This is a genomic window from Microcoleus sp. Pol7_B2 (assembly GCF_036701035.1).
GTDB lineage: Bacteria > Cyanobacteriota > Cyanobacteriia > Cyanobacteriales > Microcoleaceae > Microcoleus.
On record NZ_JAUBQB010000040.1, the window covers coordinates 22175 to 42348 of the forward strand.

A 20174-nucleotide genomic window follows, 5' to 3' on the forward strand; every position below is an offset into this window, starting at 1 on the left:
CTCTGCTATTTGTGAATAGAGTGACATTATGAATTAGGAGCTTTACCTATGCCAGAGATAGCCAAGAACCAATTAAAATCCGACTCCGTGATGAAAACGGGCAAATTCCCTTACACATTTCGCGCAGGCTGGTTTCTCTTGCTGTTAGCCATCAATTTTGTGGTGGCCGGCTTTTATTTCCATATCATTGAATAGTTCTGCAAGTTAACTTTTAGCAGACCCTGCTGTTCTCGACCTCAACGTCGGAGAATAGGAGAGATGGAGAGGGGGACAGTTTGGAGTTTGGAGTTGGCGAGAATATGACTTCATTCTTCTAACTAATGACTACTGACTTTTTCCCTCTTCCTTCTGACTCCTGACTCCTGACTTCCGACTTTTACTCAATAATTAATTCCTGTATCCGTGTCAAAATCCTTGTCGTGCCTTCCTTCTTCCCTCTTTCTTCTAACTAATGACTTCTCTAGCGATTTCTGGACGATTCTAGCTTTGACAACCGCTCTTGAATTTTGATAACATCTTGCTTAGTTTCAATTGCCAAAGTTGCTAAATTGTCAAACATCGGGTCTCCCGACAGCATTCTAGCATTTGTCCGACCAGAACCGGAAGGAGACGGAGGTCTGTTAACTCTAGAACCTTGATTCTGCAAACTGTAGATTTGTCCTCTAAGTTCAGAAATTTGACGTTCTAATTGAACAATGCGAAATTCTAATTGAGTTGTGGATTGGGCGGGTGTAAAAATTGGCGAAACAGCAATTGCCAAGGCACAAGCCAGACACAAAACACAGAGTTTCAGGGCGCGATGGCGAATATTTTTCGGCATAGCTTTAATGATTTAAATTATACCAGTTCTACGATAACAAATCGCCGATATTTTGACCTCTATCAGAAGTATGTCTTATGGCAACTAGGAACGTAGCTATTTTAATGTTCGATGATGTCGAGGTACTAGACTTTGCAGGCCCTTTTGAAGTGTTTTCGGTGGCATCAGAATTAAGTAAGGGCGATTCCCTTCGGGATAGCTTCGCTTCACGACCTTTTACAGTCTCTACCGTAGCCGAACATCCCGGTGCGGTCAACGCCCGCAATGGTTTGAGTGTAAATCCCGACTGCACCATTTCCGATTGTCCGCCACCGGATATTTTAATTGTACCGGGAGGACAAGGTACGAGAAAGTTAATCGATAATTCAGCAGTTATTAATTGGATAAAAGATTGTGCGCGAACAGCAGAATTAGTGCTTTCTGTCTGTACGGGTTCGCTGCTTTTAGCAAAAGCTGGCTTGTTGGAAGGTTTGGAAGCAACTACACACCATCAAGTATTGGATTTATTGAAAGAATTAGCTCCCAACACAACTATTATTGAAAATCAGCGATTTGTAGATAACGGCAAAATCATCACTTCTGGGGGAATTGCTGCGGGAATTGATATGTCTTTGCACGTTGTAGGCAAACTTTTGGGAACAGCACAAGCTGAACAAACAGCAGAGCACATGGAATATCAAATTGGGAATTGGTAATTGGGCATTGGGCATCGGGTATCGGGCATTGTTAATTGTATAATTTGCGCGTTGGGGCGGGTTTTACCAACCATAATTGCCTACAACAAACAATTCGGTAAACCCGCCCCGCACATACACGAAGGATGCTACTGGACGTGATGTCAAGCATCTTCGCCCCAAACTTTTAGTTGTAAATAAACTAATAGCAAAGCTACAGCCATCAGGAAAGTTGCCGCAGCGGCTGCATAGCCAAAATCAAATTGCGAAAAAGCTTGCTCGTAAATATAATAAACTAGCAAATTAGTAGAGTTCAAAGGGCCGCCGCCGGTGATGACGTAAACTTGCTCGAAACTCCGCAGAGTAAATATAGCAGTAGTGACAGTAGCAAATACTAAAGTCGGTCGCAAACCGGGTAAAGTGATGTACAAAAATTGCTGCCAAGCATTAGCTCCATCCAATTCTGCGGCTTCGTAACGATTTACCGGAATTGCTTGCAATCCTGCTAAAAATACTACCATATTAAAGCCTAATTGTTTCCAAACACTGAGCAGAATGATCACTGGCATTGCCCAAACTGTGCTGCTAAGCCAAGGAATTGGATTTAAGCCGATCGCACTTAGGGCATTATTCACCGGGCCGTCGGTTTGAAACAACCACCGCCAACCCAAGCCCACTGCAACTAAAGAGGTAATCGAAGGAATGAAATAAGCGGTACGGAGAGCTCCTCGCCAAGCAAACGAGCGATTTAGCAACACTGCTAAGCCTAATGGAATCACTAAACTGGGAATGACTGTTGCAGTAGTAAAATAGACCGTATTTTGGAGAATTTGCCAGAAATCCGGGTTTGTGACTAGACGCCAGTAGTTGTTGAAGCCAATCCAACGCACTCCCGACTGGGTAAAGCTGCCGCTGGTAAAGCTGAGGTAAAATAAATAGGCGATCGGCCAAATCAAAAAAGTACCCAGAAACAGCAAAGCCGGGGCTAGAAAAGTCCAAGCTGCGATCGCATCATTATCCAACCAGTTAAAACGCCCAAATTTAATCCGAACCATTGGCTTGTAAATTTTAGCTTTTAGTTTTAAATGGTATCACAAAATAGGTCAATGTCAAAATGAACCTTCTCGATATATTAGCTCATTTACCCACTATAGAAACTGAAAGGCTCCTACTCCGAAAAATTACTTTAAACGATGCGAGCGATATGTTTGAGTATGCCTCAAACCCCGAAGTATCACAATACACAATGTGGTCAACCCACACTTCGATTGAAGACACTAAATACTTTCTCAAGTCACTTACAAAAATGTACAAAAGACGAGAGCTTGTAGATTGGGGAATTGTCCACAAGGTCGAGAAAAAGTTTATCGGGACTTGCGGATTTGTGGAATGGAGCATGACGCACAGCCGCGCGGAAATTGGCTACGCGCTCTCTAGGAGCTATTGGGGCGAAGGATACATGAGCGAGGCTGTCAATGCAGTTATTGAATTCGGTTTTCGGGAGATGTTGCTGAATCGAATTATGGCTCGATGTGAAGTTAACAATATTGCTTCCGCTCGGGTGATGGAAAAAGTGGGGATGCAATTGGAAGGGGTATTGCGACAGCACCTATTTGTGAAAGACAGATATTGGGATCTAAAACTTTATTCGATTCTCAGAGAAGAGTTTTTTGAGAATATTGTAGAATAGGAGTGAATCAGTAGCTCAGCGAAAAAAAATATACTTAGGACTTACGCAATATCTCCATGTAGAGTGCGCCGAAGCACACCTTACCCTTTACCTGTATTGTAGAAGACGAGTGAATAGTTTTTATCTTTATGACCGCTAATCCAGTATCTGTTAATTCCACGGCCTGCCTGATTTCTCCTGAGATTGGCAAAAGTGCGATCGATCCGGCCCATCCTCCATTAAAATTAGGAGTTTTAGCATCAGGAAGCGGCAGCAATTTCGAGGTAATTGCCCAAGCCATCCAAAATCAACAACTCAACGCTAAAATCCCAGTATTAATTTACAACAACCCCGAAGCCAAAGCCGCAGCCCGAGCCGAAAAATACGGCATTCCCTCGATTCTGCTCAATCACCGCGACTGCAAAAGCCGCGAAGAATTAGATACAAAAATTGTCAAAACTTTCCAAGAATATGATGTAGAATGGGTAGTGATGGCGGGTTGGATGCGAATTGTTACCAAAGTTTTGCTTGATGCTTTTCCCGATCGCGTTATTAACATTCACCCCAGCTTACTGCCGAGTTTCCCAGGAATTCGCGCCGTCGAGCAAGCACTAGCTGCCAAGGTTAAAATCACCGGCTGTACGGTGCATATTGCCCGTTTAGAAGTAGACAGCGGGCCGATTTTAATGCAGGCTGCGGTGCCCGTATTGCTTGATGATACCGCAGAAACGCTGCACGCGAGAATTCAGGTGCAAGAACACAAGATTATGCTCGGTGCGATCGCACTTATTGCCGAATCTAATCGAAAATATTGTGACTAAAAACCTCACCAGTGTCGCATCTACCCCCAAATTGCCCGTCAGCGAATCACCCGAAACAGGCCCGCCGCTGACAGACTCGAATCGCCTGAAATTAATTCTCAAAGAAAGGCTCAAAAGGAGCATCGGCCTCAAGGGAGAATTCTATCTGCCTTGCTTGCCATCAATGCTAGACGACTATCTTAAATTACTCTCAGACTTCTTAAACATTCTCGGACAAAACATCGACGCTGCCCAAGCCGAAAACTTGCGAACATTAATCGCCAACGCCTTAGCAGAAGGATTCAAAAATTCCCCCCACGCTAATCTAATAGTCTCATACTTTCCCGCCAATTCCCAAAGCGGTTTAGCCGGCGGCATTACTCTGAATACCAAGATTCAAATCGAATCAATGGCCCAGAAATATCATAGCTGGCCGGATATTCGCCCCGAACCTTTATTCGGCAGCCATCCCGATGCCAAAGTCATCGCCATTGCCGCCGAATTAGGCGAACCGGGAAAAGCACCTATTTTAGATGTCGGTGCTGGCCCAGGGCGCAATAGTTTGCCCTTAGCAAGGTTAGGCCATTCCGTGGATGCGATCGAACTAACACCGATATTTGCCGAGAAACTATCAGCAGCAGCCACCGCCGAAAACTTGCCGATCAATGTCACCCAAGGCGACGTTTTAGATCCATTATTGAGGATGAAAACTTATCGGTACAAATTAGCCATTGCTACCGAAGTTCTCTCTCATTTCCGCTACCCCGAACAAGTCCGCCTCTTCCTCGGCAAAATGTCAGATGCTGTTTTAAGCGGCGGGTTTATCTTATTCAGTGCTTTCTTAGCTATAGATGGGTACGAACCCGACGAGATGGCAAAACAAATGTCTGAATTGTGTTGGTCTTATCTGATTACCAGACAAGAATTGCAAGCAGCAATAGAGGGTTTGCCGTTAGAAATTATTTCTGATGAATCTGTGATTGAATACGAACAAAAACATTTGCCTGACTCGGCGTGGCCCCCGACACCTTGGTTTGTCAGTTGGGCTAGCGGACGCGATTTATTTTCTGTGCAACAAACACCGCCGTTAGAGTTGCGGTGGATACTTGTTAAACGCTTGTAAGCTGTCGCGCATTTAAATTGTATATTCAGGGCGGGCGAGACGCCCACCCCACAAGACTTTGATTTTTTTGGACAGACGATTTAAAGGCAGAACAGCTTAAAGAATTTAGTATGGTGCGTCACAAAGTAGTTTATCGATGATTGATAAAATAACGCGCTCTAACTCACATCTTGCACTATTCTCAAGAACAGGCAAGATGCCTGTTCCACAAAGATGGAGTTTTCTTGTGGGGTGGGCATCCTGCCCGCCCGCAAAAGGCTAATTGAGAATGTGCAACATCTCAGGTATAATGCACCCTACGACAAATTTTAGCGGTTAAAAATCCAATCCTAAACCTCGGATGCCCGCAATTGTCCGCAGGCTGCATCTGCTTCTAAGCCGCGAGAATACCGCACGCTAACTGCAATTTTCTTTTCCTTCAAAGTCGCAACGAAACTGTTAATTCGATTGGGAGTCGGTCGCTTGTATTCAGCTTCCTGAATCGGATTGTAAGGAATCAAATTGACGTGACACTGAAAACCGCGCAAGTGAGTTGCTAACTCGGCTGCGTGTTCCGGCAAGTCATTCACACCTGCTAAAAGTACGTATTCAAAACTTAATCTGCGTCCCGTCGATCGCACATATTCCCGACATTCTGCGATTAACTCACCCAAAGGATAAGGGCGGGCGCTAGGAATTAACTCTTCGCGCAATCTTTGATTGGAAGCGTGGAGGCTGACGGCGAGGGTAACTTGCAGTTGATGTTCGGCTAGTTGGCTGATGCGATTGCGAATTCCTACTGTGGAAATGGTGATATTTCGCTGTCCAATTCCTACGTCTTGATTCAAACACTTGACAGCAGCTACAACATTATCGAAATTCAGCAGGGGTTCGCCCATTCCCATGAATACGATGTGGCTGACTCGGCGGCCGAAATCTTGCTGTACAGTCAAGACTTGATCGACGATTTCGTGTTTTTCTAAATTGCGCTTGAAACCGCCTTTTCCGGTAGCGCAAAAGTCGCAGCCCATCGCGCAGCCAACTTGGGCTGAGACGCACACAGTAAGCCGTTTATCGGTGGGAATGCCTACTGTTTCAATGATTTGACCGTCTGCCAATTTTAAGAGATACTTTACCGTGGCGTCTGGTGCGACAGATCGATAGTGAAGGGTCGATCGCCCGATCGGAATTTTAGCAACAGTCTCGCGCCACTGTTTCGAGAATACAGAAATGTCAGAGAGCGATCGGGCGCCTCTCTCATAAATCCATTGGTACAACTGCTTCCCGCGATAAGCAGGTTGCCCATTTTGCTGCACCCACTCCGTTAACTCAGCCAAACTCGCCCCCAACAAGGGCGGAATTTTACCCGACTCAACAGCCAAAGCAGCAGTCTTGCGAGACTGATTCGCGCCCTTGGAATTACCAGAAGAGTACACCTGAGAAACGGAAGTAGGAGACATAGGTCATCAGAAAATTTAAAGCCACCCTCTATATTAAAACTTCTCGACCAAAGCTGCCGTTAATCCTCCAAAAGGTGAAGTCTCCATCCCCCTAAATCCCTCTTAATCTGGGAGACTTTAAGAATAATCCGGTTCCCCCCTTTAAAAAAGGGGGTTAGGGGTCTCTTATTGTGGACTCACAAAGAAAACTCAAGACAGAAATCTGCACAATCAAGAATCCAGTTAATTTTTGGTAAAATTCCCCAAATATTGCGTGTAAATGACCACAGCCCCCTAAAATAAACTCTGGAGTTTGTTAAAGGGTATGCAAATTTGACAGCTTTCCATCACAATTAATGCAACTTTTATGGTGCTAAATATTCTTGCGCTGCCCTTAGCGTTTCAATTTACATCGCCGGGCCCAATTATCTTTCAACTTGGCCCCGTAGCGATTCGCTGGTACGGGCTGTTGATAGCTTCTGCCGTCTTGATAGGGGTCAGTCTGTCCCAATACTTGGCCCAAAAACGCCGCGTCAACCCGGAATTGCTGGGTGATTTGGCAATTTGGCTGGTTCTGGGCGCTATTCCCTGCGCTCGAATTTATTACGTGGCTTTCGAGTGGCAGCAATACGCCCAGAGGCCTGAAGATATTATTGCGATTTGGAAAGGTGGAATTGCCATTCACGGGGCGATTTTGGGTGGCACGATCGCAGCTTTAATTTTTGCGAAAATCCAGCGAGTTTCTTTTTGGCAATTGGCAGATTTAATCGCGCCTTCGGCAATTCTCGGTCAGGCGATCGGACGCTGGGGAAATTTCTTTAACTCGGAAGCTTTTGGCAGTCCTACAGATTTGCCTTGGAAACTCTATATTCCGCCAAACAGCCGCCCGCCCGCCTACGCTAATTTTGAATACTTCCACCCCACATTTCTCTACGAATCCCTGTGGAATTTGACAGTATTTGGATTGCTTTTAACTTTATTTTTCCGCGATTTGCAGGGCAAAATTCGCTTAAAAACTGGTGCTTTGTTTTTAGTTTATATCGCAGCTTACAGTTCTGGTAGAGTCTGGATTGAAGGGTTGCGAACTGATAGTTTGATGTTCGGGCCGCTGCGGACGGCGCAAATGGTAAGCTTGACTGGGATCGTTTTAGGGTTGGGCGGGTTGGCTTGGCTTTATTTGCTCGATCGACCTTTGCCCGATGTTGTCTCCCCCAATAGCGATCGGGCAAAAATCACTCAGAAATTGCCAGAGGATCAATAAAAAACCCCAGAGAGGTTAGTCTCTAGGGTTCAAAACCAGGGTGCATCTACCATCTATTACTTCCAACCAAAATAGGTACATCCGGAAGCGTTCGTAAATTTAGCAAATTTTTTAGCAGCAATGAGTTTGACAGAGATTGAAGCCCTAATTCCAAGGGTATACATTGTAGGTGCAGGCCCGGGAGATCCGGATTTGTTGACTGTTAAGGCTCAAAAATTACTGGCTGCGGCTGATGTCATATTATTTGCTGATTCCCTAGTCCCAGAGCAAATTTTGCATGGGGTGCGCGCGGATGCTGAAGTGATCCAAACTGCGGATAAGACCCTCGAAGAGATTGTACCTTTGATGGTGGAACGAGTGCGCGACGGAAAAAGCGTCGTCCGCCTCCATTCCGGCGATCCCTGTCTGTACGGGGCTGTCGGCGAACAAATGCAAGCTTTGGCCTCCGAGGGAATTGCTTTTGAGGTAATCCCGGGAATTAGCGCTTTCCAACTTGCCGCAGCTAAACTTAAAATTGAGTTGACAGTCCCGGGAGTTGTGCAAACAATTATTTTGACGCGAATTAGCGGCAGAACAGAAGTACCGGAACGCGAAGAATTGGCGAGTTTAGCGGCTCATCAAGCGAGTTTGTGTCTGTATTTGAGCGCCCGCCATGTCGAACAGGCTCAAGCTAAATTGATGGAACATTACCCCTCGGATTTGCCTGTAGCTATTTGTTATCGGTTGGGGTGGCCAGATGAAAAAATTGTGCTAGTTCCCCTTGACAAAATGGCAGTTGCTACCCGCGAAAATAATTTGCTGAGAACGACAATGTATGTGATTAGTCCGGCGTTGGGAAAGGAAGCAGAAGGGCGATCGCGCTTGTACCATCCAGAGCACGATCGGCTTTTTAGACCATCGAAGGAAGAAGGAAGAAGGAAGAAGGAAGAAGGAAGAGGGAAGAAGGAGCAATTATGAAATAACCAATTACCAATTCCCAATTCCCCAATCTAAAATCTAAAATCTAAAATCTAAAATCTAAAATCGCCATGACTGATTTAACTCGCAGACAATTTATCACTGTCACCGCATTAAGCGCCGGATTTGCCTTAGCAGTTCATCCTATTGCCGCTGCCGTTATCAATACCGATGCTGCTGGTTTAGTTGCAGGTGAGGTAAAAATTCCTGTAAAAGACGGCTCAATTCCAGCATACAGAGCCATGCCAGCCAGCGGCAGCAATTTTCCAGTAATTTTAGTAATTCAAGAAATCTTCGGAGTTCACGCGCACCTTCAAGATATTTGCCGCCGTTTTGCCAAATTAGGTTATTTAGCGATCGCCCCAGAAATGTTTGCCCGTCAAGGTGATGTTTCTAAACTCACCGAGGTTCAAGAAATTATTAGTAAAGTTGTCTCGAAAGTTCCTGACGCTCAAGTTATGTCTGATTTAGATGCTACCGTAGAGTGGGCACAAAAGTCAGGAAAAGGCAATACTAATAAGTTGGGAATTACAGGATTTTGCTGGGGTGGCAGAATTGTTTGGCTGTACTCTTCCCACAACCCGAAAGTCAAAGCAGGAGTGGCTTGGTACGGGCGTGTGGTTGGCAATTCTACGGATTTAACTCCCAAACAGCCGATCGACATTGGAGCCAGTTTGAAAGTGCCCGTATTGGGGCTTTACGGGGGCAAAGACCAGTCAATTCCCAACGATACAGTCGAGAAAATGCGGGAAGTTCTCAAAACTGGCAGCAGCGGTTCCGAAATTGTGCTTTATCCAGATGCGCCGCACGCTTTTAACGCCGACTATCGCCCCAGTTACCGGAAAAAAGAAGCTGAGGATGGTTGGAAACGGATGCAAGATTGGTTTAAAAAGTATGGAGTTTCATAATAGTTTTGAGTTGTTAATTTTCACTTAAAACTGGTGTCAAGTTTGGGATCGGAAAAGGCAATATTAGCGAATAGCCCTTAAGACAGGTGGGTTTGTGGGCCCGACATTGGTAAACTGAGCGGTGTAGAATTATCGATCGAACAGGTAAGCCCGTGCTAGACGAACAAGCTAAAAAGACCATCTTGCGGAAAATCCCTCACGGATTGTACATCTGCGGTGTCAAAGACGGGGAGGAAGTCAACGGTTTCACCGCTAGCTGGGTGATGCAATCTTCCTTTACCCCTCCGTTAGTTGTCAACTGCGTCAAGCAAGACTCCAAATCCCACGCCATGATCAAAGCTAGCGGTGTCTTTGCTTTGAGTTTCCTAGAAGCAGAACAGAAAGACTTAGCCCAGAAATTCTTCAAGCAGCAGCGCCGCGTTGGCAATAAATTTGAGGATGTAGAATTTTATCCCGGCGCGGAAACTGGTTGTCCGATTATCTCGGATTCTCTGGGTTACGTCGAGTGCAAAGTTGTCGGTGCTGTGGAACACGGGGATCACACGGTTTATGTGGGAGAAGTTGTGGCAGCCGGCGTCCACCGAGAAGGCAATCCGTTGCTGCTAGAAAGCACCGGTTGGAATTACGGCGGCTAAAGACTGGGCAGTTGGCAGTTGTTAGTAAAAAAAACTAACACTGAGAAACCCGGTTTCTTTAAAAGTCCGGGTTTCTGAATACTAAACAAATTTTTATGTTGAATTAGACTTACATCTTGTAGCATTGTCAAGAACAGGCAAGATGCCTGTTCCACAAAGAGTGAGTTTTCTTGTGGGGTGGGCATCCTGCCCGCCCGTCCAAGACTTATTGACAATGGTGCAATATCTCAGATTAAAGCGACCTATTTATTAGCCACTAGATTGAGGCGGTGCATAACTAATAAAAAATCGGCGACAATCTTTTCGGTGTTTTCATCAGTTAAAATTGGTACGTGAACGAAAATACATTTAGCGGCTATTTGAGAATCGCAAATATGTTTTAAAACCGCATAATATAGGGCTTCGCATACAAATTTTCCGGCTTCGTGACTGATTTCTGTGGCAGCTAAATCAGCGACCAGCGGTTCGAGATTAACTGCTGTTTTCAGAATGTCGCTATCGCAGCAAGCGCAAGATTCTACGGTTAACTTTTGCCGACTTTCGGCCATGCCACAGCAGATAATAGTGTCGGGTTGGAGTTGGTTGATTTGGGCGATCGCTAAATTAGGTGCTAGCTGAAAATCTACTGGCAGTTTCCTCAAAAAAGTCAGGGAATCAGGCAAAGATTTGATTTGGGAAATCTTGGCTAATAAGTCGTCCGAAGAGTTGGATTGCTGATGGGGAAGCCAAGTATCAAATGAGGTTAGCAGGATTTTCGCTGTCATATTTGTGCAATAATACTGATATTGATAATATAAGGCAAGTAAGTCAATGTCTGTCATTGCAGTAGTAGACTATGACATGGGCAATCTGCACTCAGTCTGTAAAGGCTTGGAAAATGTGGGTGCAGTGCCAAAAATTACAGATTCTCCTGCTATAATCGAGCAGGCTGATGCGGTGGTTTTGCCGGGAGTTGGTTCCTTTGACCCGGCAATGCAGAATTTACGATCGCGCAATTTGATAGAACCGATAAAAAGGGCGATCGCCTCGCGAAAACCTTTTTTAGGCATTTGTTTGGGTATGCAAATTCTGTTGGAAAGTTCCGAAGAAGGTGTAGAACCGGGATTGGGCGTTATTGCGGGAACAGTGCGCCGATTTCGCTCGGAACCGGGTTTGACAATTCCCCACATGGGATGGAATCAATTGCAATTTACTCAGCAGAATTGCCCGCTGTGGCCAAATTTACCGTCCGATCCTTGGGTTTATTTCGTGCATTCTTATTATGTCGATCCAGTTGATTGGGAAGTGCGATCGGCAATGGTGAGTCACGGCAGTCAAAACGTGACGGCGGCTATAGCTAAAGATAATTTGATGGCCGTGCAATTTCACCCGGAAAAGTCTTCGAGTACCGGATTGCAAATGCTGTCAAATTTTGTCAGTCGGGTGAGGGAAAAAGTACCTGCTTAGGTGGCATGAGTCTTGAAAAACCCGGTAGATTGCCGAAACCGGGTTTGACATTTTTAAAAGTCTTCTTCCTTCTTCTTTGTTCTTCCTTCTTCCTGACATCTGTTAAATCCGTTACATCCGTTACACAATCCGTTGCCGAACTTCCTTCTTCCTAAATGAGTTTAAGAATCTGTGGCAATCGCCAAATCAAAACCCTGCCGGGACTCGCAACTCGCCCTACACCTTCGCGAGTCAGAGAAGCTTTATTTAATATTTGGCAAGGGACGATCGCAGATTGCAGATGGCTTGACATTTGTACCGGCAGCGGTTCGATGGGTGCAGAAGCTTTGTGTCGTCAAGCAGCGACTGTCATTGGCATCGAACAGTCGGCGAAAGCTTGTGCGATTATCCGCGAAAACTGGGAGCAAGTAGCAGACTCGTCCCAAACATTCCAAATACTGCGGGGAAACGCGACGGCGAAATTGGTGGCACTAGCGGGGCAGCAGTTCGATCGCATTTACTTCGATCCGCCCTACGCCAGCGACTTGTACGAACCTGTGTTAAACACGATCGCCAGCCAAGAAATGCTAGCACCAAACGGCGAAATCGCGATCGAACACAGCCCGGAGCGATCGACACAACCGATTTCCGGTCTAGAAATTTGCCGCCACAAAGTATACGGCAATACAGCATTAACCTTCTATACCCGCAGTTGCTGATCGGCTCAAACCGCAGCAGCGTCAGGCCTGGAGACAGAAAAAAACCGGGTTTCGTGGCGTGGGGCCGCCCCCGGTACTAAAAGTTTTTCCCTTGGATACAATACAAATTTTTCCGATGAAGCTAAGCTTTGTGCGTAGGTTGTCAAAGCAAGTTGCTTCAGCAATTGACGAAATAAATGGAGTTTACGCTGAAAATAAAGACTTTCAGTTGTAACATGAACCCAAAGTGTGAGTGTGAATATTCCTAAAGGAGTGAATATGGTTCAGACACCTTCGCGCCCTCGTGGCAGCGAGTTTCCGGCTGTTAACTCGGTACAGCCAGCCAAACTGGATACGATTCTGCTGGGAAATAGCCTCTCCCTGCCAAATACCAAACTCTTCGGCACAGACGGCATTCGCGGGAAAGTTGGAGAATTGCTGAATGCACCCCTAGCCTTGCAAGTGGGCTTCTGGGCTGGACAAGTTCTACGCCAAAATTCCCCCAACCAGGGGCCTGTGATTTTGGGCCAAGACAGCAGGAATTCCAGCGATATGCTGGCAATGGCACTGTCAGCGGGTTTGACGGCCGCCGGTTTGGAAGTGTGGAATTTGGGATTGTGTCCCACTCCCTGCGTTGCTTATCTGGCAAGCGTTTCGGAGTCGGTCGGCGGAGTGATGATTTCGGCTTCTCACAATCCCCCAGAAGACAACGGCATTAAGTTTTTCGACTCAAACGGCTCCAAGCTGTCGCAGCAGTTGCAGGAACAAATCGAAGCGGGAATCCGGGGGGCAAAGGTTCCGGTTGCTAGCTTGGCTTGGGGACACCACTACCATCGGTCTGAGTTGGTTAAAGATTATGCCACTTCCCTCTGTGATTCGCTGCAAAAGATGAATTTGGAGGGAATGCGGATAGTTTTGGATTTGGCTTGGGGGGCCGCTGCGGGCTTGGGGCCGGCGGTGTTCGCGCAAATGGGGGCGGAGGTTATCTGTTTGCACGACTCTCCTGATGGATCTCGCATTAATGTTAACTGCGGTTCTACTCATCTCGACAGTTTGCAAGCGGCTGTTTTGGAACACAATGCCGATTTGGGATTTGCTTTTGACGGCGATGCCGATCGAGTTTTGTGTGTTGACAACAAAGGTCGAGCGATTGACGGCGATTACATTCTTTATCTGTGGGGTCGGCAGTTGCGCGACTCGGAACAGTTACCGTCCAATTTAATTATTTCTACTGTAATGGCTAACCTCGGCTTTGAGCGAGCTTGGGAAGAATTGGGGGGCAAACTAACTAGAACCAACGTGGGAGATCAGTACGTTCACGCTGAAATGCAGCGCACTGGTGCGATGTTGGGCGGCGAACAGTCAGGACACATTCTTTGTCCGCATTATGGTGTCAGCGGCGACGGTTTGCTGACAGCTTTGCATTTGGCTTCGCTGGTGCGCCAGTCCGGGCAATCTTTGGCACAATTGGTAAGTGGCAGTTTCCAAACTTATCCGCAGTTGTTGCGAAATATTCGGGTGGAGGATCGCGAAAAACGCCTGAAATGGCAGGAGTGCGAGGCAATGCAAAGTGCGATCGAACGTGCTACAACAGCAATGGGCGAACAGGGACGGGTTTTGGTGCGCGCTTCTGGCACTGAACCGCTAATTCGAGTTATGGTGGAAGCTGCCAGCGCCGAATTAGCTAATTTCTGGACTGAAAATTTAGTTTTAGCCGTTCAGCAACACATAGCTCTCTGATGGAAATGGGGACTTGCTAAAAGTTGTGAATTTTGAGTGTTGAGTTTTGAGTTAAAATCCTTTGATTCAAAATTCATAAATCAAAATTTATAACTATTAATTTCGAGTTTTAATCAACTTCTCCAAAAATAACGAGTGGGGCAGGCATCTTGCCTGCCCTTAACTTTATTTTCACTCAATTGTGTGATGATGATTTCTGTTGTGATACCCACCTACAACCGCGAGCAACCTCTGCGAGAGACATTGGCTGATGTGATTCGGCAAAATTACCCGAATTTTGAAGTGCTTGTAATTGATCAAACTCGCACCCACGAATCGGAAACTCAAGTTTATTTAGAGCAATTGGCAAATGCTGGCCAAATTCGCTGGTTTAGAGTAGATTGGGCGAGTTTACCTGCGGCTCGAAATTATGCAGTGCGACGCGCAGTTGGAGAGATTATTTTATTTATTGATGATGATGTAAAATTGCCAGAGGGTTTTTTGGCGGCTCACGCTGACAACTATTTAGAAAAACCTGATGTGGGATGTGTGGCGGGCAGGGTTTTTGACAGAATGAAACTGGATAATTCAGGAGGGGATTTGGCGATCGAATATTTGCCCTCAGAAGCGATGGATGCCGGGATTGCCTGGTATTTTATCGATTTGGTGCATACAGTCAAACCGCAGCAGGTGCTCTCGGCTAGAGGCTGTAATATGTCTTTTCGCCGGCAGGTTTTTGCTGAATGCGGGCTGAGGTTTGACGAGCGGTTTGCAGGGAGTGCGGTGCGGGAGGAGTCGGATTTTTGTTTGAGATTGCGATCAACTGGCCTGAAAATTTGGTACGATCCCAATGCGTGTCTAGTTCACTTAGGGGAAGAGAGCGGCGGATGTCACGATGTCAGCACGCGATCGATCGAATATCAAGTAACATTTTATCACAACCATTTCCTGATGGGATTAAAAAATTTAACAGCCTTTCAATGCCTGCGATTTTTTGCCAAACTCTTTGACTGCCACGTTTTGGGAAATCCACCTTGTTATAAAAGCGCCTCGCCCATTAAAATTATAACTAGATTTGCTTTTTATATCCTGGGTTTTCTCAGTGCTATAAATACAGTAATTCAATCTCTGTGGAATGATGGACAAAGTTATAGCCATCAAGACAATATTAACGCTTAATAATTACCTATTCCCCATTCGCCCTTCCCCATAAATGAGAATTCTCGTGGCTAGTCACACCTACATTGTGGACATTAATCGGGAAAAATTCAAGATATTAGCCAACCTAGAACCCGATATTGAAGTAACAGTGGTAGTGCCGCAGCGTTGGAAACCCGGAGGCGTACAAAATAAAATTATAGAAACGCAATTTTATCAAAAAGGCTCATTTAAAGTAGTCCCCGTATCCAACTTTAGTCAAAACAATCAAGGATTGCTAACTTTTGGCACAGATTTAATTAAACTTTTGCAAATAATTAAACCCCAGATAATTCAAGTTGAACAAGGTTCAAAATCTATCGCTTGCGCTCAGTTAATATTACTAAATAAACTGCTAAAGCTGCAAGCAAAAAATATATTATTTACTTGGTGGAACCTGCCTTATCAATTGAATTGGCCTGTTTCAGTCTTAGAAAATTACAATCTTCAGCACACCGATGGAATTATTGCAGGCAACCTAGATGGAGCTAAAATTTTGCGGCAGCGGGGCTATCAAGGTGCGGTAAAAGTAATGCCACAACTCGGAGTAGATGAAACTTTGTTTAGCCCCACAGGTAAAGACGCTGATTTATCGCGTAGGTTCGCCATTGAACCGACCGATTTTGTGGTAGGATTTGTAGGGCGATTTGTCGAAGAAAAAGGATTGTTGACTTTAGCTGAAGCCTTGGCAGGGTTGAAAAAAAGCTCTTGGAAGTGGCTGTTAGTAGGACAAGGAAAATTGCGGGCGCACCTCGCCGAAAAATGTATTGAATGGGGAATCAGCGACCGAATAATCTGGGTAGAAAGCGTTTCCCACGAAGAAATTCCCCCTTACATTAACTTAATGAACTGTTTGGTATTGCCTTCGCAAACCAGCTATAAATTCAAAACTTTGACCACTGTGGGCTGGAAAGAACAATTCGGTCACGTTTTAATTGAAGCGATGGCCTGTCACATTCCGGTTATTGGTTCCGACTGCGGCGAAATTCCCCACGTCGTCGGCGATGCGGGTTTATTATTCCCAGAAGGGAATGTAGGGGTTTTGCGAGAGTGTTTGCAGAAATTGATGGAGCGGCAGGAGTTGGCGGCCGATTTGGGCGATCGGGGTTATCATAGAGCGATGAGCAATTATACAAATAAAGCTTTAGCTGAGCAGTTATTGGAATTCTACAAAGAATTGTTGTAACTTTTAGCAGTATAATGCAAGTGTTAAATAAAAACTGTAGTAAATGTCTATTCCTTCCGACATACGCTCTTTGGTTGACGAACTCTACCAGGTACTAGACGATAGTGAGCGCCAAGCAACGCAGGGACTTTTTGCACTTAGAAGAGCAATGTCTCTTTTTCCCCAAAATGAAATACTGATGCAATACTTTTCTTCCATCACCAATTTTCAATTCAACGTAGCAGGTACTCGTTTACAAGCAGAGCACATTGTGGGGAATGTATTGATGGCTGGTGTGCCCCATGAAGATGTTCAAAAAGCAGGAGATTATTTAGCAGGGTTGCTACATATGGCTCCTGAATCGAAAATTATGATTGACAAAGTAGTTGAGAGATTAGAAGCATTGCCATGAAACAATTACCAGATGAAAGCCTACTCCTGGAAATCCTTGAAATTGTGAAAGCTGCGGAAGCAAAAGCCAGTGAAATGTATGAATTTTCCAAGACAATGGCTCACAATACCCAAATTACAGCAACAAAAAGAGAGGAAGCTGAACAGCTAGACGGGCAACCTTTTGCAGATAATTAAATTTGTAATGGGAGATGTTGGTATGTTGATTTAAATAACTATCCCCCATGCGGATTCTTCAAATTATCCCCTCAATTTCCTTGGTATACGGTGGGCCAAGTCAAATGGTACTTGGACTTTCTGCGGCCCTCGCTTCCCGATGTATTGATGTCACAATTATCACCACAGATTCTAACGGAGATATCGGTCAACATCCCTTAGATGTCCCCTTAAATCAATCACTAAAACAAAACGGTTATCAAATTATTTATTTCCGCTGTTCTCCGTTTCGTAGATATAAGTTTTCTCTGAGTTTATTGCAGTGGTTAAATGAAAATGCGCGACAATTTGACCTGGCTCACATTCACGCTCTTTTCTCACCAGTAACTACCTTTGCCGCCACAATTGCTAGATATCATCGTTTGCCATATATTATGCGTCCCTGCGGTATGCTTGACCCCGCCGATTTGCAGAAAAAAAAGCGCTTGAAACAGATTTATGCCACGCTTTTAGAACGCCCTAATTTAGCAGGGGCAGCCGCAATTCATTTCACAAGTAAAGAAGAGGCTAAAATCTCAGAAAGATTTGGTTTGGACTTCACAGGCAAGATGCCTGTGCCACGGGATTTGGTGATTCCATTGGGGGTGACAGCAGGTTTGTTTCCTAAGAGATTGCGGGACTCTCAAGTGCCAATCATCTTATTTATGTCGCGAATTGAACCTAAAAAAGGGCTTGATTTGTTAATTCCAGCATTAGAAAGTATTTTAGGAGCGGGTATAGAGTTTCACTTTATTTTAGCTGGTTCAAATCCCCAAGATGCTGATTATGAAACAAAAATTAAAGGGCAAATTCAGAATTCAAGCTTAGCAAAATACACAACAATAATGGGCTTTGTGAGCGGTGATTTTAAAGCTAAACTGTTGACAAAAGCCGACTTATTTGTATTGCCTTCTTATTACGAAAACTTTGGCATTGCTGTAGCAGAAGCGATGGCCGCCGGTCTACCTGTCGCCATTTCCGATCGCATACATATTGCCGAAGACATACAGCAAGCAGAGGCTGGTTGGGTGGGGCCTTTGGAAGTAGGGGCGATCGCCAATTCAATCAAATCAGCACTTCTGAATCCACAGGAGCGTCAACGCCGGGGATTGAACGGCCAAGAGTATGCCAAAAAGCATTATAACTGGGAGGCGATCGCCCAACAAACCATCGATGCTTACCAGCAGATTTTGTCATCTATTAATTAGTGCAACAGCCGTTTACCTTTTACTTCTTCTCCTGCTGCGAGTTGTTGTGCTGCTACTATCTGAATTTTCAGGCGAGATTTTGTCGGCGTTGCTGAATTAAGGGATGAAGCGCGCGGGTACAGGGACATCACCAAACTTGAGGTAATGAATAAATATAGCAATCCTAAATGATTCGTAAAAATTTATAATTTATAATAGTTAGGTCGTGTGTTAATATTTAGATGGGCAATATAGCGTGAATAGAAAAATAGGTCTGAGCAGCAAAATCTCAAAGAATTAAGTGATTTTATCGATAGCAACCCCGAGCCTAGAGAACAGAAGCGAGCCAGGGAGCATCCCGCTTTTGTAAATGGTTAAAAGTATGATAAGAGCCAAAAGTTTTCGCCCTGCGCTATATGATAGAACGCAAAAGTTTCGCCCGCGCGCTAAGCGCACTGGCTTTAGGAGCATCTAAAGTATGAGAGTTTGGAAGGAATATGGCTCTTGAAGGATGCGTCTATATTTTACATTAATTCATTCAAGTAAGCACACCTAAGTTTCAGCATTTGATTAATATTTTCACGGCGCCACTGAACCCCGGAAATTTTTAATCTTCTATCAATCTGTTTCACTAATGATTCCACGGCTCCCGACCCGATAGAGCAAGTATTTTGGATGGACAAGACTTGATAGTTAACGATCCGATTCCGAGGTTTTGTTATGTAGTTACAAAAGTTGGTACTCTGACGGCGACCGCACAACTCAAACAACTTAATCGTTTCATATAGACGGCCTTGCCACAACAATTTTTTGGCTCTATACAGCCGTTTTTTAGACCCTCCTACTTTGTGCAAATTTTTTACTAAATGATACCAGTCTAAGATTTCTCGGCTATTGCCATTCGGATTTAATTGACCGATGATATTCCAAATTTTATCGTGTCTATCGCCTAAACAAGTCAGTAGGGAATTTAACGGCTGACGATTGACATAATCAATCAACACTTCATTTTCCAGAAAATATGCAGCATAAAAGCTGTCATGAAGACTAACTGCTTTATAATCGAGCCAGTGAGAACCCTCCCCTTTTCGTCCTCTAATACGCACTTTCCCTCCGTCTACGCTGGTTTCTTTAACGGGGGCTTCGGCTACTGGTTCGACCCACTCTTGGTTTTATACCAATCTATGTAAAGTGGTATGACCTATCTTGACTCCCGTCTGTACCTCAATTTCTTTAGATGCCTTGGAATAGGATAACACTGCCACTTGTCGCAGACAGCATTTCTCGAAAAAAGGGGCCAAGCGAGTCGATTTTTTGAGGTTTAATTGTTCCGCTTGTTTTTGGGTAAATTTTAACTCACCCACACAGATTTTTACTGTTCGGGGACGTCTTTTGTCTGTTGCCGTTCTTTCTTTGATAAAAAAAAAGCAACTTGGGGCCCCACTATCTTTATCCATTGTTTTCTCAGGTGCCCTTCTATTGTTTCTAGCCTCTCTTATGCCTCGGGGGGAGTGTTTTTGTATAAAATTTTGGCGATTTCAGCAGTACGAAGATCGTAAACGTGCTTGTTCGTCAGGCGTCATGTTGGGTTCGTCAAAATTATTTATTGACTATTGTAACTCTTGAGATACTCTATTTTTCAATTGCTATAAAATGGCTCATTGACTCTAAAACAGATTTTTTTGGGAAGCTAAGTGTAGGTTTTTCCATAAAGCGAAAGATTTTATCATACTTTTGCCTACTTGCAAAAGCGGGATGCTCCCTATTTGTGTAATTAGACCTCTTGCAAAATAATTTGGTGCTATTATTGAAAGTTTAGCCAATTTTATGATCGAGCAGGCTGGGCAAGTTTAAGGAGATGCCAATCAACCCCATAATTCAAAGTTTGACATAAACTTGAGCAAACTTTTAA

At 44.8% G+C, this 20174-nt stretch carries 22 protein-coding genes and 1 pseudogene; 17 read left to right on the forward strand and 6 right to left on the reverse strand.

What is annotated here, in order from left to right; translation table 11 throughout:
- The first annotated feature begins 48 nt into the window (after window positions 1-48).
- Window positions 49-195, forward strand: a complete 147-nt coding sequence (locus QUA57_RS16185; protein ID WP_333062195.1) for a photosystem I protein PsaX — start codon at window positions 49-51, stop codon at window positions 193-195.
- Window positions 196-460: 265 nt separating this feature from the next.
- Here the strand turns inward: QUA57_RS16185 and QUA57_RS16190 are convergent, their stop codons facing one another.
- Window positions 461-820: a hypothetical protein gene (locus QUA57_RS16190; RefSeq protein ID WP_333062194.1), complete on the reverse strand. Its 360-nt coding sequence runs from the start codon at window positions 818-820 to the stop codon at window positions 461-463.
- Window positions 821-897: 77 nt separating this feature from the next.
- Here QUA57_RS16190 and QUA57_RS16195 point away from each other — a divergent pair, with 77 nt between their 5' ends.
- The gene (locus QUA57_RS16195; RefSeq protein WP_333062193.1) at window positions 898-1515 is read left to right on the forward strand and encodes a DJ-1/PfpI family protein; all 618 of its coding nucleotides are present in this window, start codon (window positions 898-900) and stop codon (window positions 1513-1515) included.
- A gap of 143 nt (window positions 1516-1658) precedes the next feature.
- Here QUA57_RS16195 and QUA57_RS16200 read toward each other — a convergent pair whose 3' ends face one another.
- Window positions 1659-2549, reverse strand: a complete 891-nt coding sequence (locus tag QUA57_RS16200; RefSeq protein WP_333062191.1) for a sugar ABC transporter permease — start codon at window positions 2547-2549, stop codon at window positions 1659-1661.
- 59 nt (window positions 2550-2608) lie between these two features.
- On the opposite strand from QUA57_RS16200, the gene QUA57_RS16205 reads away from it, so the two are divergent.
- The 3 genes from QUA57_RS16205 to QUA57_RS16215 all read left to right on the forward strand — a co-directional run bounded on the left by QUA57_RS16205 (window position 2609) and on the right by QUA57_RS16215 (window position 5086).
- On the forward strand, window positions 2609-3184 hold the full coding sequence (locus QUA57_RS16205; protein ID WP_333062190.1) for a GNAT family protein: 576 nt from the start codon (window positions 2609-2611) through the stop codon (window positions 3182-3184).
- Window positions 3185-3312: 128 nt separating this feature from the next.
- Complete coding sequence (gene purN, locus QUA57_RS16210) at window positions 3313-3984, forward strand: phosphoribosylglycinamide formyltransferase (RefSeq protein ID WP_333062189.1); 672 nt, start codon at window positions 3313-3315, stop codon at window positions 3982-3984.
- Window positions 3977-5086, forward strand: a complete 1110-nt coding sequence (locus QUA57_RS16215; protein WP_333062187.1) for a class I SAM-dependent methyltransferase — start codon at window positions 3977-3979, stop codon at window positions 5084-5086. The genes purN and QUA57_RS16215 overlap by 8 nt, the downstream gene beginning before the upstream one ends.
- Before the next feature lie 329 nt (window positions 5087-5415).
- On the opposite strand, the gene rlmN is transcribed toward QUA57_RS16215, so the two are convergent.
- Window positions 5416-6525: a 23S rRNA (adenine(2503)-C(2))-methyltransferase RlmN gene (gene rlmN, locus QUA57_RS16220; RefSeq protein ID WP_333062185.1), complete on the reverse strand. Its 1110-nt coding sequence runs from the start codon at window positions 6523-6525 to the stop codon at window positions 5416-5418.
- Between the two features lie 346 nt (window positions 6526-6871).
- Here rlmN and lgt point away from each other — a divergent pair, with 346 nt between their 5' ends.
- The 4 genes from lgt to QUA57_RS16240 all read left to right on the forward strand — a co-directional run bounded on the left by lgt (window position 6872) and on the right by QUA57_RS16240 (window position 10265).
- Entirely contained in the window at window positions 6872-7765 is an 894-nt protein-coding gene (lgt, locus tag QUA57_RS16225; RefSeq protein WP_333062184.1) for a prolipoprotein diacylglyceryl transferase, read from the forward strand.
- Window positions 7766-7885: 120 nt separating this feature from the next.
- Window positions 7886-8722 carry a precorrin-4 C(11)-methyltransferase gene (cobM, locus tag QUA57_RS16230; protein WP_333062182.1) on the forward strand — a complete coding sequence of 279 codons (837 nt, stop codon included), beginning with the start codon at window positions 7886-7888 and terminating at the stop codon, window positions 8720-8722.
- A 71-nt stretch (window positions 8723-8793) separates the two neighbouring features.
- Window positions 8794-9630, forward strand: coding sequence for a dienelactone hydrolase family protein (locus tag QUA57_RS16235; RefSeq protein ID WP_333062180.1), 837 nt, complete (start codon window positions 8794-8796; stop codon window positions 9628-9630).
- 152 nt (window positions 9631-9782) lie between these two features.
- Complete coding sequence (locus tag QUA57_RS16240; RefSeq protein WP_333039820.1) at window positions 9783-10265, forward strand: flavin reductase family protein; 483 nt, start codon at window positions 9783-9785, stop codon at window positions 10263-10265.
- Window positions 10266-10507: 242 nt separating this feature from the next.
- On the opposite strand, the gene QUA57_RS16245 is transcribed toward QUA57_RS16240, so the two are convergent.
- A complete protein-coding gene (locus QUA57_RS16245) occupies window positions 10508-11086 on the reverse strand; it encodes a pyroglutamyl-peptidase I family protein (RefSeq protein ID WP_445304485.1) in 579 nt (192 codons plus the stop codon).
- Between QUA57_RS16245 and hisH the strand changes: the two genes are divergently transcribed.
- The 8 genes from hisH (at window position 11076) to hpsP (ending at window position 18283) form a co-directional block, all read left to right on the forward strand.
- The gene (gene hisH / locus QUA57_RS16250; protein ID WP_333062177.1) at window positions 11076-11711 is read left to right on the forward strand and encodes an imidazole glycerol phosphate synthase subunit HisH; all 636 of its coding nucleotides are present in this window, start codon (window positions 11076-11078) and stop codon (window positions 11709-11711) included. The genes QUA57_RS16245 and hisH overlap by 11 nt on opposite strands.
- Window positions 11712-11866: 155 nt before the next feature.
- On the forward strand, window positions 11867-12409 hold the full coding sequence (gene rsmD / locus QUA57_RS16255; protein ID WP_333062176.1) for a 16S rRNA (guanine(966)-N(2))-methyltransferase RsmD: 543 nt from the start codon (window positions 11867-11869) through the stop codon (window positions 12407-12409).
- 258 nt (window positions 12410-12667) lie between these two features.
- Window positions 12668-14128, forward strand: a complete 1461-nt coding sequence (gene glmM, locus QUA57_RS16260) for a phosphoglucosamine mutase (RefSeq protein ID WP_333062175.1) — start codon at window positions 12668-12670, stop codon at window positions 14126-14128.
- Between the two features lie 186 nt (window positions 14129-14314).
- Window positions 14315-15286, forward strand: a complete 972-nt coding sequence (gene hpsN / locus QUA57_RS16265) for a hormogonium polysaccharide biosynthesis glycosyltransferase HpsN (protein ID WP_333062173.1) — start codon at window positions 14315-14317, stop codon at window positions 15284-15286.
- Between the two features lie 34 nt (window positions 15287-15320).
- On the forward strand, window positions 15321-16490 hold the full coding sequence (gene hpsO, locus QUA57_RS16270; RefSeq protein WP_333062171.1) for a hormogonium polysaccharide biosynthesis glycosyltransferase HpsO: 1170 nt from the start codon (window positions 15321-15323) through the stop codon (window positions 16488-16490).
- 43 nt (window positions 16491-16533) lie between these two features.
- Complete coding sequence (locus tag QUA57_RS16275; RefSeq protein ID WP_333062169.1) at window positions 16534-16881, forward strand: hypothetical protein; 348 nt, start codon at window positions 16534-16536, stop codon at window positions 16879-16881.
- Complete coding sequence (locus tag QUA57_RS16280) at window positions 16878-17057, forward strand: hypothetical protein (protein ID WP_332977946.1); 180 nt, start codon at window positions 16878-16880, stop codon at window positions 17055-17057. Before QUA57_RS16275 ends, QUA57_RS16280 begins: the two co-directional genes overlap by 4 nt.
- 47 nt (window positions 17058-17104) lie before the next feature.
- Window positions 17105-18283, forward strand: a complete 1179-nt coding sequence (gene hpsP, locus QUA57_RS16285; RefSeq protein WP_333062168.1) for a hormogonium polysaccharide biosynthesis glycosyltransferase HpsP — start codon at window positions 17105-17107, stop codon at window positions 18281-18283.
- Here hpsP and QUA57_RS16290 read toward each other — a convergent pair.
- Window positions 18280-18411 carry a hypothetical protein gene (locus QUA57_RS16290; protein WP_333062166.1) on the reverse strand — a complete coding sequence of 44 codons (132 nt, stop codon included), beginning with the start codon at window positions 18409-18411 and terminating at the stop codon, window positions 18280-18282. The genes hpsP and QUA57_RS16290 overlap by 4 nt on opposite strands.
- Window positions 18412-18786: 375 nt before the next feature.
- Window positions 18787-19838: pseudogene (locus QUA57_RS16295) on the reverse strand (ISKra4 family transposase).
- Between the last annotated feature and the right edge of the window lie 336 nt (window positions 19839-20174).